General features: G+C 40.6%; 17 protein-coding genes. 15 read left to right on the top strand and 2 right to left on the bottom strand.

What is annotated here, in order from left to right; all coding sequences use genetic code 11:
• The first annotated feature begins 41 nt into the window (after positions 1-41).
• From floA to recO, 12 genes are all read left to right on the top strand, one after another.
• Entirely contained in the window at positions 42-1,043 is a 1,002-nt protein-coding gene (gene floA / locus BUB71_RS05460; protein ID WP_073153511.1) for a flotillin-like protein FloA, read from the top strand.
• Positions 1,040-1,363 carry a hypothetical protein gene (locus BUB71_RS05455; protein ID WP_139278990.1) on the top strand — a complete coding sequence of 108 codons (324 nt, stop codon included), beginning with the start codon at positions 1,040-1,042 and terminating at the stop codon, positions 1,361-1,363. Before floA ends, BUB71_RS05455 begins: the two co-directional genes overlap by 4 nt.
• Positions 1,364-1,469: 106 nt before the next feature.
• Positions 1,470-1,745 carry a YabP/YqfC family sporulation protein gene (locus BUB71_RS05450; protein WP_073153504.1) on the top strand — a complete coding sequence of 92 codons (276 nt, stop codon included), beginning with the start codon at positions 1,470-1,472 and terminating at the stop codon, positions 1,743-1,745.
• Positions 1,746-1,758: 13 nt separating this feature from the next.
• Positions 1,759-2,970: a sporulation protein YqfD gene (yqfD, locus tag BUB71_RS05445; RefSeq protein WP_073153501.1), complete on the top strand. Its 1,212-nt coding sequence runs from the start codon at positions 1,759-1,761 to the stop codon at positions 2,968-2,970.
• A gap of 5 nt (positions 2,971-2,975) precedes the next feature.
• Positions 2,976-3,938: a PhoH family protein gene (locus BUB71_RS05440; RefSeq protein WP_422785134.1), complete on the top strand. Its 963-nt coding sequence runs from the start codon at positions 2,976-2,978 to the stop codon at positions 3,936-3,938.
• Positions 3,939-4,006: 68 nt separating this feature from the next.
• Positions 4,007-6,148, top strand: coding sequence for an HD family phosphohydrolase (locus tag BUB71_RS05435; RefSeq protein ID WP_073153494.1), 2,142 nt, complete (start codon positions 4,007-4,009; stop codon positions 6,146-6,148).
• Positions 6,141-6,626: an rRNA maturation RNase YbeY gene (gene ybeY, locus BUB71_RS05430; protein ID WP_073153491.1), complete on the top strand. Its 486-nt coding sequence runs from the start codon at positions 6,141-6,143 to the stop codon at positions 6,624-6,626. The genes BUB71_RS05435 and ybeY overlap by 8 nt, the downstream gene beginning before the upstream one ends.
• The gene (locus BUB71_RS05425) at positions 6,613-7,308 is read left to right on the top strand and encodes a diacylglycerol kinase family protein (protein ID WP_073153488.1); all 696 of its coding nucleotides are present in this window, start codon (positions 6,613-6,615) and stop codon (positions 7,306-7,308) included. Before ybeY ends, BUB71_RS05425 begins: the two co-directional genes overlap by 14 nt.
• A 3-nt stretch (positions 7,309-7,311) precedes the next feature.
• Complete coding sequence (cdd, locus tag BUB71_RS05420) at positions 7,312-7,701, top strand: cytidine deaminase (RefSeq protein ID WP_073153485.1); 390 nt, start codon at positions 7,312-7,314, stop codon at positions 7,699-7,701.
• Positions 7,698-8,600 (top strand): GTPase Era, encoded by a 903-nt coding sequence (gene era / locus BUB71_RS05415; RefSeq protein ID WP_073153482.1) that lies wholly within the window; start codon positions 7,698-7,700, stop codon positions 8,598-8,600. Before cdd ends, era begins: the two co-directional genes overlap by 4 nt.
• Before the next feature lie 152 nt (positions 8,601-8,752).
• Positions 8,753-8,896 carry a YqzL family protein gene (locus BUB71_RS05410; RefSeq protein WP_073153479.1) on the top strand — a complete coding sequence of 48 codons (144 nt, stop codon included), beginning with the start codon at positions 8,753-8,755 and terminating at the stop codon, positions 8,894-8,896.
• A gap of 30 nt (positions 8,897-8,926) precedes the next feature.
• Entirely contained in the window at positions 8,927-9,691 is a 765-nt protein-coding gene (gene recO / locus BUB71_RS05405) for a DNA repair protein RecO (RefSeq protein WP_073153476.1), read from the top strand.
• Between the two features lie 270 nt (positions 9,692-9,961).
• On the opposite strand, the gene BUB71_RS05400 is transcribed toward recO, so the two are convergent.
• On the bottom strand, positions 9,962-11,326 hold the full coding sequence (locus BUB71_RS05400; RefSeq protein ID WP_245815530.1) for an MFS transporter: 1,365 nt from the start codon (positions 11,324-11,326) through the stop codon (positions 9,962-9,964).
• A 248-nt stretch (positions 11,327-11,574) separates the two neighbouring features.
• The gene (locus BUB71_RS05395) at positions 11,575-12,108 is read right to left on the bottom strand and encodes a hypothetical protein (protein ID WP_139278989.1); all 534 of its coding nucleotides are present in this window, start codon (positions 12,106-12,108) and stop codon (positions 11,575-11,577) included.
• A gap of 410 nt (positions 12,109-12,518) precedes the next feature.
• On the opposite strand from BUB71_RS05395, the gene glyQ reads away from it, so the two are divergent.
• The 3 genes from glyQ to ccpN all read left to right on the top strand — a co-directional run bounded on the left by glyQ (position 12,519) and on the right by ccpN (position 16,335).
• Positions 12,519-13,406, top strand: a complete 888-nt coding sequence (gene glyQ, locus BUB71_RS05390) for a glycine--tRNA ligase subunit alpha (RefSeq protein WP_073153471.1) — start codon at positions 12,519-12,521, stop codon at positions 13,404-13,406.
• Entirely contained in the window at positions 13,403-15,508 is a 2,106-nt protein-coding gene (gene glyS / locus BUB71_RS05385) for a glycine--tRNA ligase subunit beta (protein WP_073153468.1), read from the top strand. The genes glyQ and glyS overlap by 4 nt, the downstream gene beginning before the upstream one ends.
• Positions 15,509-15,702: 194 nt before the next feature.
• The gene (ccpN, locus tag BUB71_RS05380; protein WP_073153465.1) at positions 15,703-16,335 is read left to right on the top strand and encodes a transcriptional regulator CcpN; all 633 of its coding nucleotides are present in this window, start codon (positions 15,703-15,705) and stop codon (positions 16,333-16,335) included.
• Positions 16,336-16,346: the final 11 nt, after the last annotated feature.

Raw genomic sequence — 16,346 nt, 5'->3', positions numbered from 1 at the left:
GTATTATACTAACTAAAATTATTATAGAGGATGATAATAAAATGGGTTCTGAATCACTAACTATAATACTTTTTTCTATACTAATCATCGCATTACTTATGCTTGTCTTCACTGTAATTCCAATTACACTATGGATTAGTACAATTGCCTCAGGATTATATGTAAAATTATCGACTCTGATCGGGTTGCGTTTACGAAGGATTCGACCTATCTATATCATTGATCCATTTGTAAGGGCAAAGAAAGCTGGATTAGAGCTTGAAATGTTGCAGTTAGAAGCGCATTTTCTTGCAGGAGGTAATCTAAATCAAGTAGTCAATGCACTGGTTACAGCGAAGCGCGCTAATGTAGTATTAGGTTTTGATCAAGCAACTGCAATCGATTTAGCTGGGCATGATATTTTAGAAGCTGTGCAATTGGCGATTCGCCCAAAAGTGATACATACACCTGAAATAGTCGCTATCACCAAGGATGGTATTGAATTGCATATGTTGGCTCAAATCACCATACGAGCTAGTCTAGATCAATATATAGGTGGTGCAGGAGAGCCAACGATTATCGCTCGGGTTGGTGAAGGATTAATTAGTGTAGTCGGTTTAGCAGACTCACATAAGGAAGTGCTTGAGTATCCTGATCAAATCTCCAAAAAATTATTAGAAAAGTCATTAGATGCTGACACAGCATTTAAAATCATTTCGATTGATTTAACTGATTTACAAATTGGGCAAAATATAGCGGCACGCATTGAAGCAGAACAGGCCGAAGTAGAAAAGAGAATTGTCCTTGCAAAAGCAGATGAGCGTCGTTCGCTTGCTTTAGCACAAGAACAAGAGATGAAAGCACGAGTTGAACGGATGCGTGCTAAGATGATGGAGGCAGAAGCAAAGGTACCAATTGCTGTTTCAGATGCCTTGCGTTCGGGTAAATTGGGTGTTCTTGATTATTACAAATTAAAAAATATCGAAGCTGATACAGCTATGCGAAATCACTTCTCTTTTGAAGCAGGAGTCGGAGGAAACCAAACCGTAGGTGGAGGAAAATGATGTGGCAAGAATTGATTCGCGCAATGGGAATTAGTCTCTTTTTATTACCTGTGTTCATTTTCATCGCCCTATTGCTACTCTTTTTGTGGAATTCTTATCATTTTTCGAAGAGAGTAACGGCTAGTCGCCAAAAAGAAACTGCACAAGTTTCAAGAAAGAGGCATTTTTTGGAAGGCTTTCGTGTCAAAAAAAGGATTGAATCTGACTCCTTTTCCCTGGCTCAACGATCCCAACAAACAGCAAGAGAAAGTAATCAGCGGTTCAAGATAAATCATATACGAGAAAGTCGATTCCGGCACTTCCAGCGAAAAACGGGCTGAGTGTCGGTTTTTTGTTGATGGTTTTGTTTTGCTTTCTTGGGTGAGCAAACTTTCATAAACGAGCAGAACGTAGCATAGAAGTATCAATGAAGCGGAGGTTTGGCGAATGGGTTGGAAACGAAAAGTTCATCAGATGGCGGAAGGTCTTTTTGATATCCCAACAGAGATTACCAGTGAAGATGTTCGATTGGAGTGGGTGGGAAAGAGTCTCTTACAAATCGAAAATCACCAAGGAATGGACTGGTTCCAACCTGATGAAGTACGCTTACACAGCAAAACAGGCAAACTGAAAATAAATGGGAGTAATTTAAAAATAGAATCAATGAATCGATATGAGATTCGAATTAGTGGTCAAATTGAGTCGATTCAATATCAATCATGAGAGGAGAAGCGATTTGGCAAACAATATTACGACGAAGCTCTGTGTGGGGAAAGTTCAACTTGAATGTCAAGGTGAACGCATACAGGACTGGCTTCGACAAGTCGTTCATGAGCAAATTGAACTTGAACAGACAATTTGGCTAGATACGAAGAAAATTCGCTTTATCATCTTGCTCACAGATTTTCATCGAGTTGTTCGAATGATTCGCCAATATCGATTGCAGATGAAAATTGTTCAGAAACGCGGTATGCCTTTTATAGTGAGTCAAGCATACAAACGAAAGTTTTTCTTCTTAGGAATAGGACTTTTTTTTCTATTGTTAATCGTAATGAGTTCCTTTATATGGCGTGTTGATATTGTGGGAAGTGAGCAGATTCCAGAAGGGGTCATCCGCTCCTTGCTCGTTCGAGAAGGTATTTTTGTAGGACAATGGAAAACTGCTCTGCCAAAAGCTGAGGAAGTACAACATCGATTGCTTGAACAGCTGCCGGATGCTTCATGGATTGGGTATCGAATTGAAGGTACGCGTGCGTTGATTGTGATTGTGGAGAAAAAAAGGATTGAGAAGCACCTTGATGAGATCCCTTCATATGGCCCTGTTCATTTAGTTGCCCGCAAACAGGGATTAATTCGAGATATGAAGATATTAAAAGGACATCCAGAAGTAGAGGTATCCGATATGGTTAAGAAAGGACAGCGACTGGTTTCGGGAATATATGGTGAAGATGAAGAGACAGGGAAAGGACAAGTCGTTGGTGCACAAGGGAAGGTTTTTGGTGAAGTTTGGTATGAAACAGATGTCGCTATCCCTTTAAATCAAGTGGGAAATCTTTATACAGGTCGTCGAGAGCAAGCTTATTTTCCTTATATTGGCGGGCAGGTTCTTCGTATTGACTGGTTCCAAAGACCAAAATCTCGAAATTTTACGCCGATGTCTTTTATTCAACCATTACAAATCATGGGTAAAAGATTGCCCTTTGGCTTGATACGAGAAGAGTATCGTGAGACGATGGTACAAAAGAGACATCTTTCAGTTAGTCAAGCAGCATTGCTCGCTAGAACACAGGCTCGTGAAGAATGTTTAAAAATGATTGGTAAAGATGGTAAAATTATAGAGGAAAAAGTTTTGCACCAAAACGTAGAGAATGGTAAAGTTTATTTGAAGCTACACTTTGATGTAATAGAGGATATCGCAACTCCTCAACCGATATTACAAGGAGAATGAGCCATTTGTCAGAACATAACTATTTGATAAAAATCCCGCTAGAGGGAGCTACAGAGGCAATGAGCTTGTTTGGTCCTCGGGACGCTTTTTTGAAAGTTATTGAGGCTCAAACATCAGCCAAACTTGTATTAAGAGGCGATCAACTAAATATTAAGGGTGATGAAGAATCCTGTAAACGTTTAGAAGAATTGTTTACAACGTTGTTGTCACTCGTTAGACAAGGTTATCAGCTTTCTGAACGTGACGTTTTATATGCAGATCGATTATCGCGGAGAGGTTTGACGAAAGAGTTACTCGATCTTTTTCAAGAGGATGTCGGAATCACTCAAAAGGGCAAATCGATTGTTGCAAAAACTTTAGGTCAGAAACATTATACCACGGCGATTCGTCGATCAGATATCGTTTTTGGGATTGGTCCAGCAGGGACAGGTAAAACATTTCTTGCTGTTGTGATGGCGGTAATGGCCTTAAAGCAACAAAGTGTGAAAAGGATTGTCCTGACACGTCCCGCTGTAGAAGCTGGTGAGAATCTAGGTTTTCTCCCAGGTGACCTGCAAGAGAAAGTAGACCCATACTTACGACCTTTATATGACAGTTTATATACAATGCTAGGTGCTGAACAAGTAGGAAAGATGTTGGAAAGAGGTTTGCTAGAGATTGCACCTCTTGCATATATGCGCGGTCGAACATTAGAAGATTCATTTGTTATTCTAGATGAAGCACAGAATACCACCCCTGAGCAGATGAAGATGTTTCTCACACGTCTAGGTTTTGGCTCAAAGATGGTTGTAACAGGTGATGTAACGCAAGTCGATCTTCCTCGTGGTAAAGAGTCAGGGTTAAAGGAAGCTGAACGCATCTTATTAACCGTACCAGAAATTCGTTTTATTTATTTGGGACAAGAGGATGTAGTGCGACATACATTGGTACAAAAAATCATCAAGGCGTATGAACTCAGTGAAGCATGATTAGATCGTAGGGGGTGAAATCTGTAGTCTAAGAGCAGCACAATTGATGTTTTTAGATAGCAGATTACATGATGAAAGAGATAGCAGAACCTCCCAAAAAAACTTTCAAACAAAAGGGTAAACCCTTTGACTGGAGACGGAGTAAAAGAATACGTATAGGTATTTACGCGATCTTGGGGATCGCGTTCTATTTGTTGTTGATGAAGGACGTTTTACCTGTACAGTATGATCTGCGAGAGGGGTCGATCAGTAAAGAAACGATTTTCTCTCCAATCACGACTATTGATAAATTTGCGACACAAAAAGCACGTAATGAAGCGATAGAAAAAGTGGAACCTCAGTATAGTAAAGATGAGGAAGTCATCAATACACAGATTGAGCGAGTTGATCGCTTTTTTACGGAAGCTCAAAAAGTGATTGTTGATAAAAACTTGGATGAAAAAGCAAAGACTGCCAAGTTGCAAAAATTGTTTCCAGTCGTTTTATCGGATGAATTTTATAAAAATGTATTAGTGATTCCGCTAGACCAACTACAAGAAATTCGTCTGAGTACACGGGAAATCGTTTTTAAAATACTAAATGAAGGCGTACGCCGTGATGAAGTATCGCAAAAAAAGAAACTAGTAGATATCTCATTTGAAATGCCATCCCTTTCAAGTGAATCTCAAGCTGTTGTACGAGAGTTAACAAAGCAAAGTATTATACCTAATGAATTTTATGATCCAAAGGCGACTGCGGCGCTGCAAAAGGCTACAGCAGATAGTATGAATCCCATTCCGATCCGAAAAGGGCAAGTCATCGTTGCAAAAGGCGATATCATCACAAGTGACCAATACCGTAAGTTAAAAGATTTAGGCTATATACATGACCAAACCATATGGTCTGTAAGAGCAGGATTGGCGCTGATTATTATCTTTATGATCGTGATGTCATATGTCTATTTGGATCGATTTCATCATCACTTACATCAAGATCTTTCAAAATTAATCATTCTAGCTTCTGTCTTATTTTTAACTGTGATAGGCATGAAGGTTGTATCAATTGGTCAAAATCTAGAGTGGAACACTATTGGTTACCTAGCTCCTACTGCTTTTGGTGTTATGCTAATCGCCCTATTACTCGATACTCATCTCGCATTTGGTTCGGCTGTTTTATTAAGCATTATTGCGAGTGTGATCTATCAGAATGAAAATTATTTCTTATTCGATTTTCGTTATGGTCTTGTTTCATTAGTCAGCAGTGTGGCAAGTGCTTTCTATATTTCAAAAGTGCGCCAGCGAAGCAAAATTTTAGTAGCGGGTTTAATTGCTTCGGGGACAAGCATCCCTTTGATTTTAGCAATGTTGTTATTAGTCCCAACCGATATTGGCGACTGGAAGACCATGTTGATCTCCCTTTCTTTTGGATTGGCGAGTGGGATTTTTTCTGCTGTACTTACAATCGGCTTCTTACCCTACTTTGAAACCGTGTTTAGTATTCTTTCGCCAATGCGTTTAATTGAATTATCGAACCCGAACCATCCACTATTACGTAAATTGCTTGTTGATGCACCTGGCACCTATCATCATTCCATTATCGTGGGCAATTTATCCGAAGCTGCTGCGGAAGCGATTGGAGCGGATGGATTACTTGCTCGTGTGGGAGCTTACTATCATGATGTAGGGAAAACAAAACGACCTCAGTTTTTTATTGAGAATCAGTTTTATCAAGAAAATCCCCATGATAAAATAGCACCAAATTTGAGTAAGACAATTATTCTCAATCACCCTAAAGATGGGGTTGAGTTATTGCGGAAATATCATATACCCAAACCATTACAAGATATCGCCGCTCAACATCATGGGACAACGCTCTTAAAATATTTTTATTTTAAAGCAGTTAAGCAATCAGCAGGTACACAAATGATTGAAGAGGATTATCGTTATCCTGGTCCGAAGGCACAGTTTAAAGAAGCAGCAATTGTGGGAATCTGTGATTGTGTAGAGGCTGCTGTGCGCTCGATTGCAAGACCAACACCAGCGCGGATCGAAAATATGGTTCGTAAGATTATTCAAGATCGCCTAGAGGATGGACAGTTTAATGAGTGTGATTTAACACTGAAGGAGCTAGAATTGATCCGTAAGTCGATCTGTGAAACATTACAGGGATTGTTTCATTCACGAATTGAATATCCAGAGTTACCGCATGGAAAAGGGGTGAAACATGGATAGACTACGTTTAGAATTAAATCAAGAGGTTCTGGTTAATGGAGAAATTGCCTCAGCCATATCACGCATCAAAGAAGCACTACAGATGGCGGCAGAAGTTGAAGACTTACCTCTGGTTGAAGTTTCCTTAACATTGGTTGGAAATGAACGAATCCGCCAGCTTAATCACCAGTTTCGTGATCGTGACCAGGTAACGGATGTACTCTCTTTTCCATTATGGGAAGATGATGAAGATTGGATTCTCGATGAGGATGAGGATGCTGTTTCGTTAGGTGATATAATCGTTTCAGTTCCAAGGGCTATGGAACAAGCGGATGAATATGGTCATTCAATTGAACGAGAACTTAGTTTCCTCGCTGTACATGGTTTTTTACATCTATTAGGTTATGATCATCAGACAGAAGCAGAGGAGCGCGCAATGTTCCAGAAGCAAGAACAGATTTTGGAACGGATCGGGATGAGTAGACATGTGGGTCCATAAATTTCTAAAAAGTATTGGATATGCATTGGAAGGGTTAAAATATACTCTGACCACTCAACGCAATATGCGGATACATTTTGTGATTGCGTTAGTTGTACTCATAATTAGTTTCTACTTACCACTTAATCGTCTAGAAGTGCTCATTCTCTTTTTATCTATAGCGATGGTGCTGTTTGCTGAACTTTTAAATACAGTCTTGGAAACAATTGTTGATATGGTGACTCAGGAGTTTCACCCATTGGCGAAAATCGCCAAGGATGTAGCGGCTGGTGCTGTTCTGCTTACAGTTGGTTTAGCAGTAATCGTGGGCATCAGCATTTTTTACCCTTATCTAAACTTATTATTTGTAGGCGTGATCAGTGAGCCTTTGCGACTGCCCAGTGTGCAGCTTGCTGGAATGATAGCTTTTACCTTCCTTTTTACATTGATGCTCAAAGGATGGCTATCTCGTTATAATCGGCAATCATTTGAACCAAGTATAGCTGTTTCAATCGCAAGCTGTATTGCTGCTTTGATCACTTTTGTAATTGGAAACTTAGCCATCGCCATCTTGTCCTATTTATTAGTCACTATGCTGGTAGCATCTCGCTATCGAATGAAACCAGACTGGGTTCCTCTGGGGATGGGAGCATTGATCGGCACTGCGATAGCGATCATTGGAGTACTATTGATCGGAGGTTAACGAATGGATCAACGTGTGATGAAAGTTCGCGAGGCACAACAACGGGCTTATGTACCATATTCTCATTTTCCAGTGGGTGCAGTAGTTGAGACAGCAGAGGGTCTTTTGATATCGGGGGCAAATATTGAAAATGCATCTTATGGGTTGACAATGTGTGCAGAAAGAGTTGCCTTATTTAAGGCATACTCTGAAGGATATCGGCAATTCCGTTCTCTTACTGTAGTAGCAAATACAAAGCGGATGATTTCTCCATGTGGTGCTTGCCGTCAAGTGATGAGTGAACTATGTCATCCACAGATGGAGGTCATCTTGATCAATGCTTCTGGAGAACAAATGAAGACAACAGTAGAAGAATTATTACCTTATGCATTTTCTGAGGAGGACTTACCATGAGTACGCCTTTTCGCTCAGGATTTGTCGCATTAATCGGACGACCGAATGTGGGAAAGTCAACATTAATGAATCATCTAATCGGTCAGAAGATTGCGATTATGTCTGATAAACCACAAACAACACGCAATCGGATTCATGGAGTATTAACCCAGGATGAAGGTCAAGTGATTTTCCTTGACACACCTGGCATTCATAAACCACACTCAAAACTGGGCGATTTTTTGGTCAAAACAGCACAAAATACGTTGAGCGAAGTTGATTTAATTTTATTTTTAGTTGATGCAGCAGAAGGGATTGGACCTGGTGATCGATATATTATTCATCACCTTAAGCAGGTGAAAACTCCTGTGTTTCTGGTAGTGAATAAGATCGATTTAGTACATCCAGATCAATTATTGCCGCTCATTGATCAATATCGTCAATTGATCTCCTTTCAGGAAATTGTCCCGATCTCAGCATTAAAAGGAAATAATGCTGTGACGTTGTTAAATCTTATTTTTAAACAATTACCAGAGGGTCCAAAATATTACCCGCCCGAACAAGTAACAGATCATCCTGAACAATTTATAGTTGCTGAGATGATTCGTGAAAAAGTATTACAACTGACACGGGAAGAGATTCCTCATTCAGTAGCGGTCGTCATCGATGAGATGAAGTTGCGTCCTGATAAAGAATTGATTGATATTCGGGCAACGATTTTTACCGAAAGAGCTTCTCAGAAGGGCGTACTGATTGGGAAACAAGGACAATTATTAAAGCAAATCGGTACACGGGCGCGTAGAGAGTGTGAGCGGTTATTAGGCTACCGTGTTTATCTAGATTTGTGGGTAAAAGTAAAAAAAGATTGGCGTAACCAAGTTCAACTATTACGGCAATTCGGATATGATGAGCGGGAATAAAGAAAACTGGAAAATTATGTAGTGTCGCTAAATCGCCTATCAATCGTGGACTTCCTTCGCTAAAGCGAACTCATAATCTCTTTCTAAGTAGGTCATTCTAAGCATAGATTATGAAATAGTAGAGACTTGTGGAGAAGGAAGGATGATGCTAGTTGCGTAATTTCTCTTGGGAGTGTTTTCAAGTAACTGGCAGTATAGACGCGTATCTGTTATATAAGGACTTAGAAGAACTCTTTCAATGCTTTGATCAAGATGAATCTGAGAGAAGAGCTGAATACCGAGAAGGAGAAATATAAGTCTGATGAGGGAGAGCTGAGGAGCGAGGTATGTTACAGAGAACAAAGGGAATCGTTTTAAAGGTGCAGGATTATGGTGAAAGTGATCAAATTGTACGTCTCTTTTCTGAACAGTTAGGACGAATTTCTTTGATGGCTCGCGGAGCAAAAAAGACCAGAAGTCGCTTGAGTGCTGCAACAGAGCCTTTAATAGAAGCTGAATTCTTGTTTTTCCAAGGAAGTGGTATTTCTTCGCTGTCTCAAGCCGATGTGATAAACTCTCATCGTCAGATTCGTGACGATTTGCTTCAGATGGCATATGCTGCTTATTGGTTAAGTTTAATCGAACACAATATAGAAGAGCAGGAGCCCCATCCTGCTCTTTATAGACGTTTGGTAAAATTGCTCCATTCTTTAGAACATGAGGTTGATGCCGAGGTGTTAACTCGGATTTGGGAATTAACGATTCTTGAAATCGCTGGATATAAGCCTATTTTTGATCGATGTGTACGTTGTCATCGATCTCCTGAGCAATTCTTTCTTAGTGTGAACCAAGGTGGGTTCCTTTGCCAACAGTGTCGAAGTAGTGATCATTTTTCGATCTCTCTTGCAGAGCCAGTAGGTAAGTTACTGCCCATGCTACAACAGATTGATATTACGAGAATCGGAAAAGTGAGTGTAAAATCAGAAACGAATAAAGGCCTTGAAATCGCACTCCATCATTTGCTTGATCAAAATCAAGTCACACCTAGAAAGTCATGGGAATTTTTACAGCAGATTCGGAAATTAGATTTTAAAACGGATTCAGAATCATAAGAAGTAGTATGAAACATGGAGAGTCAATATTTCACAGTGGGCGGAAAAATGCTCCTTACAACGCATTTTAATAGGCAGGTGTAGCGAAGGATAGGTTGAGGGAGCTAGCCAAGTTGATACTACCCTGAGTAAGTTGCATTCATCTGTAACAGCCCGAACTGGAGGCAAAACGTGAAATATTGATGGAACCATAATCTTTTGTCTTCAAACCGAACAGTGATCTTTTATGATCACTGTTCGGTTTGCCAATTTATCTTGTAGTTAAGAGCTTTATGACAACTTTTCGCGATTTGCGATTCCGTAAAGGATGCCACCCAGTATTAGACTAAGTGCAAGCAGGAGTAATAGATTACTGTATAGGTTTGCAGTTGGTAGAGCATGGGTAAGTGGAAGAGTAACTTTGTGTAGCGGCTTTGTTAAGAAGCTACCCACCATTGCGATCCCTATGCCTTCGGCTAAGAAACAAGCAAAGTTAAGAATTCCCATGCCTTCTCCTGCTTCATGATCAGCTAGCTGAGCTGAAACGGTAGCAGAGATTGCAGTTTTTATAAAAGAGAGACTGCCAAATGTAAAAATTGTCATCACGGTTACAAACCAAACTGAGAAGTCGACAAAGACTGATAGCAGCAGTAATGAGGTCACCATCACAGCTAAACCGAGATATAAAGTAGAGCGCTTCCCAAATTTGTCAACGAGAAGACCACCTATCATACCAAATAAAACAACGCTGATTGTTCCTGGCAGTAGTACACCTACTCCAATCACATCAGTAGACTTTTGAAAGATTTCCCGTACCATATAGGGGATCATTGAGATGAAACCCGCAACTGTACCTAATAAGATACAACCTGCAAGTACACTTAATATAAACCTTTTTTTCAAAAGTAACTTGGGATCAATAAATGGATGTTTTGTGTGTAGGATACGTAACATAAAGCCAATATAGCAGCACAAACTGAACAACATATAGCTGAGCTGATGAAAAGAAAGAAATAGTGTAAACATCGTGATCGCTAAAGATAGAAGAACAGCTCCGAAGACATCAAACTGCTGATCAAGACTTGGTTCTTCAGGCAGCAGCTGGCTTAGAAAGGGAAGTGCACATAGTGTCAGGGTAGGAACGAGGAATAAAAATGCCCAATGGATATGGTTTGCCATCAGTCCCCCAATCGCTGGTCCAATTCCTTCTCCTAGTGCTACAAATGAGCCAATTAACCCAAAGGCTTTCCCCTGAGTCTCTTTTTTTACATAACGGGTAATGATCACCATCATTAAGGCAGGTATAGCTGATGCACCAACTCCTTGAAGAATTCGAGCTATGATGATGAAGGGCAGATATACAGAACTGAGAAATCCCAAAAAGGAACCAAAATTATATACTGATAAACCAAAAAGAAATAGTTTTTTTACACCAAAGCGGTTAGAAAGGTTGCTGTAGATAACAGATCCAATTGCAAATGGAAGAATAAAACCAGTATTGACCCAATTAGCGATTGCAGGTGATATATGAAATTGCTTTGCGATATCAGGCAAGACTACATTAAAGACAGTTTCATTCATGACGCTGAAAAAAGCCAAAAAACTTAACCAGATTACCATTTTTGCTTGATTTGATGATATTTTCGATTTGATCACGTAATTAAACCCCTTTTCAACTTAAAGGGGAACCACGTAGTTTATAGGGCAGCTGATACGTCCTCCCCTTGAAAATATGCCCCATTGATCAATAAATACTTCACATCAATCCCTCCTTATTCTTAATTGAGAGTATACTAAAAGCAGACAAAAATGTTCAACGATTGTATATTAAACCCAAAGCCCTCCACTTTATCATTGTGGAGGGCTTTGGGTTCGGGATTTTAGCCGTGTGCAGAGCTGGTAGCTTAGTTGCTCATCTTGCGCCGGGTTTCAGTCCAGCTTCGAGCAAGCTGGGCGATGATCGGCGCTTGTTTTCCTCCTGCGAACCGTTCCGGGAGCTGCACCAAAGTATGGTGTACGACCTTGCCTTCGGATTCGAAAAGCTCACGAGCATAGCTCGCAACATAGTAGGCGAGGTGGTTGCTGCTGGAAGAAGAGGACTTGGTTACCTCGTTCAGGCTCATCCCCTCCCTCTGAAGCCGCTCGATCACATCTGCCGGCACATTGGAGTTGTAGTGGGGTACGTTGCAGATCTGCCCCCACTCGAATCGATATGGCATGTAGTAGTGTTGAACCACTTCTACATGCTGGCTTCCGGTTGATCCCCCGATGATCACCAAGTCAGGCTTTGTCTCTGCCATTTTCTCCTGGATATAGCTCTGGAATGGAGAGCGTTCAGAGACTCGCCGGACAATGAGCTTGCAGCGTGTCACCGGTGGGCTGCAAATCAGCCACGAAGTCAAGTAGAGAACAGTGAGAGGAGGTTGCTGTTGCTGCATCTAATACCTTCTTGTTGAGTGCTTTTCGTTCACTTCTATCGCTGTATCTTTCTTCGATAGGCGGCTCCCTCATGGAGTTCCCATGGTAATGGGGAACAATATGCTATGATTAAACAATCATAGCATATCTTTTACAAGTTGACATTTGACTTCTTAGCAAAGCTTTGCTATAACGAGGAGAAGTGAATCTAGCACGACGAAAAAGAGGAGTAGCTGGAATTAGGTTGTGAAGCGATCCAGGGAGGGTGTAAGCCTGGTCAACCTACCCAGTGAAGGGCGCTTTGGAGTGCTTATTGAATGAGGTGGGTCTGGGCATACAAGTCTAGATCAAATAGGGTGGTACCGCGAGTCAACTCTCGTCCCTATGCAAATGCATAGGAATGAGGGTTTTTATTTTGGAGGTAGATCAAATGAATTTACAACAGATGATTATGACCTTGCATCAGTATTGGTCAAAACAAGGCTGTATCCTTGTTCAGCCTTATGATGTTGAAAAAGGAGCCGGAACATTAAATCCCATGACATTTTTACGGGCTCTTGGCCCCGAGCCATGGAACGTAGCATATGTGGAGCCTTCACGTCGACCAGCAGATGGTCGCTATGGAGAAAATCCAAATCGACTTTTTCAACATCATCAATATCAAATCATTATGAAACCTGCACCAGATAATATTCAAGAGATTTATTTAGAAAGTCTACGTCAGATCGGGATTGAACCACTTGATCACGATATTCGTTTTGTAGAAGACAACTGGGAAAATCCGACTTTTGGTGCTGCTGGTCTCGGTTGGGAAGTATGGATGGATGGTATGGAGATTACACAATTTACGTATTTCCAACAAGTAGGTGGAATTGAGACACAGCCTGTATCTGTAGAGATTACTTTTGGCTTGGAGCGGTTAGCTACATATATCCAAGACACTGATGATGTTTACTCTTTAGAGTGGGTGGAGAATGTAAAGTATGGTGAGGTTTTTCAACAAGCTGAATATGAACACTCAAAATATACGTTCGAACTTTCAAGAACGGAACTCTTGTTTCAGTTATTTAATGAGTACGAGCGGGAAGCTGAGCGAATATTGGCAGAAGGAATTGTATTCCCCGCTTATGATTACATCTTGAAATGTTCTCATACCTTTAACTTACTCGATGCAAAAGGTGCCATTAGTGTCACTGAAAGAACGGGATATATTCAACGAGTGAGACGGTTAGCAAAAATGTGTGCCAAAGCTTTTGTTCAAGCTAGAGAGAAATTAGGCTATCCATTATTAAAAACAGAAGAGGAGGAGCAAATATGAGTCAAGATCTTTTAATTGAGATTGGTTGTGAAGAGATTCCTGCGCGCTTTATTGATCAAGCTGTTACTCAGCTAGGAAATCTGACAGAAAAATGGTTAGATCAAGAGCGAATTCAATTTCGTATGCTAAAGACTTATGCAACTCCGCGAAGACTCGCTGTTTTAGTAAAAGAAGTGGCACAGACCCAGGCTGATCAAACAGAGGAAGTGCGTGGTCCCGCATTGCGTATTGCGCAGGCACAAGACGGATCATGGAGCCCTGCTGCACAGGGTTTTGCTAGAAAGCAAGGGGTTACTGTTGATGAATTGGAAATACGAGAACACAAAGGCGAAAAATATATCTTTGCGATACGTCATGAAGTAGGCATCTCCACCTCATCACTTGTGCAATCAAAGTTTGTTCAGGTTTTGCAAGCGATTCAATTTCCATCAACCATGCGCTGGGGAGATCGGCATCGTTTTGTTCGTCCCATTCGCTGGTTAGTCGCTCTATATGGTGAAGAAATGATTCCGTTAAAATGGGCAGGGCTCGAGGCTGGACGACAAACAGTAGGACACCGCTTTCTAGGAAAGGAGATCTCACTTTCATCTGCATCTTGTTATGTTGAGGCTTTAGCAGCAGAATCGGTTATCGTAGATGTGAAGGAAAGAAAAGAAAAGATTGTAGCACAGATCGAAGAATTAGCAAGGCAATATGATTGTAATATCCCGATCGATCCTGGTTTATTACAAGAAGTAACTCATTTAGTCGAATATCCAACTGCACTAGTGGGGAGCTTTGATCAGAAATTTTTGGTTTTACCTAAAAAAGTGCTAACCACTACAATGCGTGAACATCAACGATATTTTCCGGTGGAGAATACGAAAGGAGAGCTACTCCCCTTATTTGTTACGGTTCGAAATGGTGATAAACGAAGTCTAGAGCTTGTAAAACGTGGCAATGAAAAAGTATTACAAGCTCGCTTAGCCGATGCTCAATTTTTCTATTTGGAGGATAGAAAATTATCAATTGATGCGGCTGTTAAGCAACTAGATCGGATTATTTTTCGTGAAAAACTGGGTTCAATGGGAGATCGTGTTCGCAGAATTTATGCCATTGTGACTGAGCTTGGCGAACGATTTCATTTGGATCAGACATCACAGAAACAACTTCAACGCGCAGCGCATATATGTAAGTTTGATTTAGCTACTCAAATGGTAGATGAATTTTCGAAATTAGAAGGGTATATGGGCTATATTTATGCGAAAGAAGCTGGAGAAGACGAACGTGTAGCACGTGCAATTGATGAACACCATGCACCGCGTACAGCAAATGATCAGCTTCCAACAGATATACTTGGTGCCCTTCTATCACTCGCTGATAAAATGGATACTATTGCTGCCAGCTTTGGGATCGGAGTTCATCCTAGCGGTTCACAAGACCCATATGGTCTAAGGAGAAGAGCATTAGGCGTTGTTCAGATCTTACTCGACCAATCAGAAATTGAGCTTACTTATCATGATTTGATCCAGATTTCGCTAAGAATCTTAGAACAGGAAGAACTATTAAAAGAAGATCGTTCAAAAGTAGAATTAAGTCTACTCGAATTTTTCCGGATGCGCGTTCGCTCGATCCAACTTGAACAACAGATTCGATATGATGTGGTAGATGCCTTGTTGAAAAATGACCAGGAACCCCTATCTTATCGTTTTCAAAAAGCAGCATTTTTAGAGCAAAAATTAGGGCAAGAGCAATTTAAATGGGAGGTAGAGGCATTTACCCGGACAGCGAACATTGTTCAATCTCAAAAAGCGCAGGTAGCTCAGCTCCTTCCTGAGCAATTAACAGAACCAGCGGAAAAAGAGTTATATGAGGCATTGTTACAAGCAGAAGTGTCACAACGAGCAGCTGATCAAGCACAAAATCCTGAAGCAGCCTATCAAGCAATCCAGAAAATGGCACCAGTTATTCATCGATTTTTTGATCAAATTCTCGTTATGGTTGAAGATGAAGCGATTCGTACAAATCGACTCGCACTGTTAAAAAGTGTAATGGACTGTACGATAAGCTTTGCCAATTTCCAAGAAATAGTATTTCCACAAGAAGAGAGTGTTCTATCTTAATAGAATGATTGTTATATTTGCAGCTAGGAACTTCTTTTTAAAAAGGAGAACTTGGCTGCATTTTATTGTATAGGAAGTGATCGGATGTGATTAGTATATAATATATAGTGTCTTTTTTAATAAAAGTATGGCATAATACATAAATAGAGCGACATTGGCAGTCTAGTGGGGGAAGGAAAGTGAGGTAGGAAACCATCGAATTATCAAAACGTCAGCATAAGATTATCGAGATTGTAAAAACGGAGGGACCGATAACAAGTGAGCAGATTGCAGAACAATTGCATTTGACCCGCGCTACACTGCGCCCTGATCTAGCAATCTTAACAATGGCTGGCTTTTTAGAGGCTCGACCTAGAGTTGGCTATTTTTATTCTGGTAAATCAGCCAATCAGCTATTAATCGAACATATACAAAGTCTGATGGTAAAAGATTACAAATCTCGTCCTGTTGTTGTCCAAGAAAAAACATCCGTATATGATGCAATTTGTACGATGTTTCTGGAAGATGTAGGTACACTTTATGTTGTTAAGGGACAGAATCGTTTAAGTGGCGTACTCTCTCGCAAAGATTTATTGAAGGCGGCGATGGGAAATCATGAGCTTACAGCGGTGCCTGTCAGCGTTGTGATGACGCGTATGCCAAATATTGTTACATGTAAACTTGATGATACACTTGTTCACGCGGCAGGGCAAATGATGCGTCATCAAGTAGATTCGGTTCCTGTAGTTCGAATAGCAGGAGATGAAGAGTGGGAAATTATCGGTCGGATTACAAAAACGACAATTGCTCGTGCTTTTGTTGAATTGGGAGAAAACATATCGATCTAGAGGAGGTCTGA

The organism is Seinonella peptonophila, from assembly GCF_900129355.1.
GTDB lineage: Bacteria > Bacillota > Bacilli > Thermoactinomycetales > Thermoactinomycetaceae > Seinonella > Seinonella peptonophila.
Note: the sequence above shows the minus strand (reverse complement) of the source record. Positions and strands in the feature narration are given on the sequence as shown.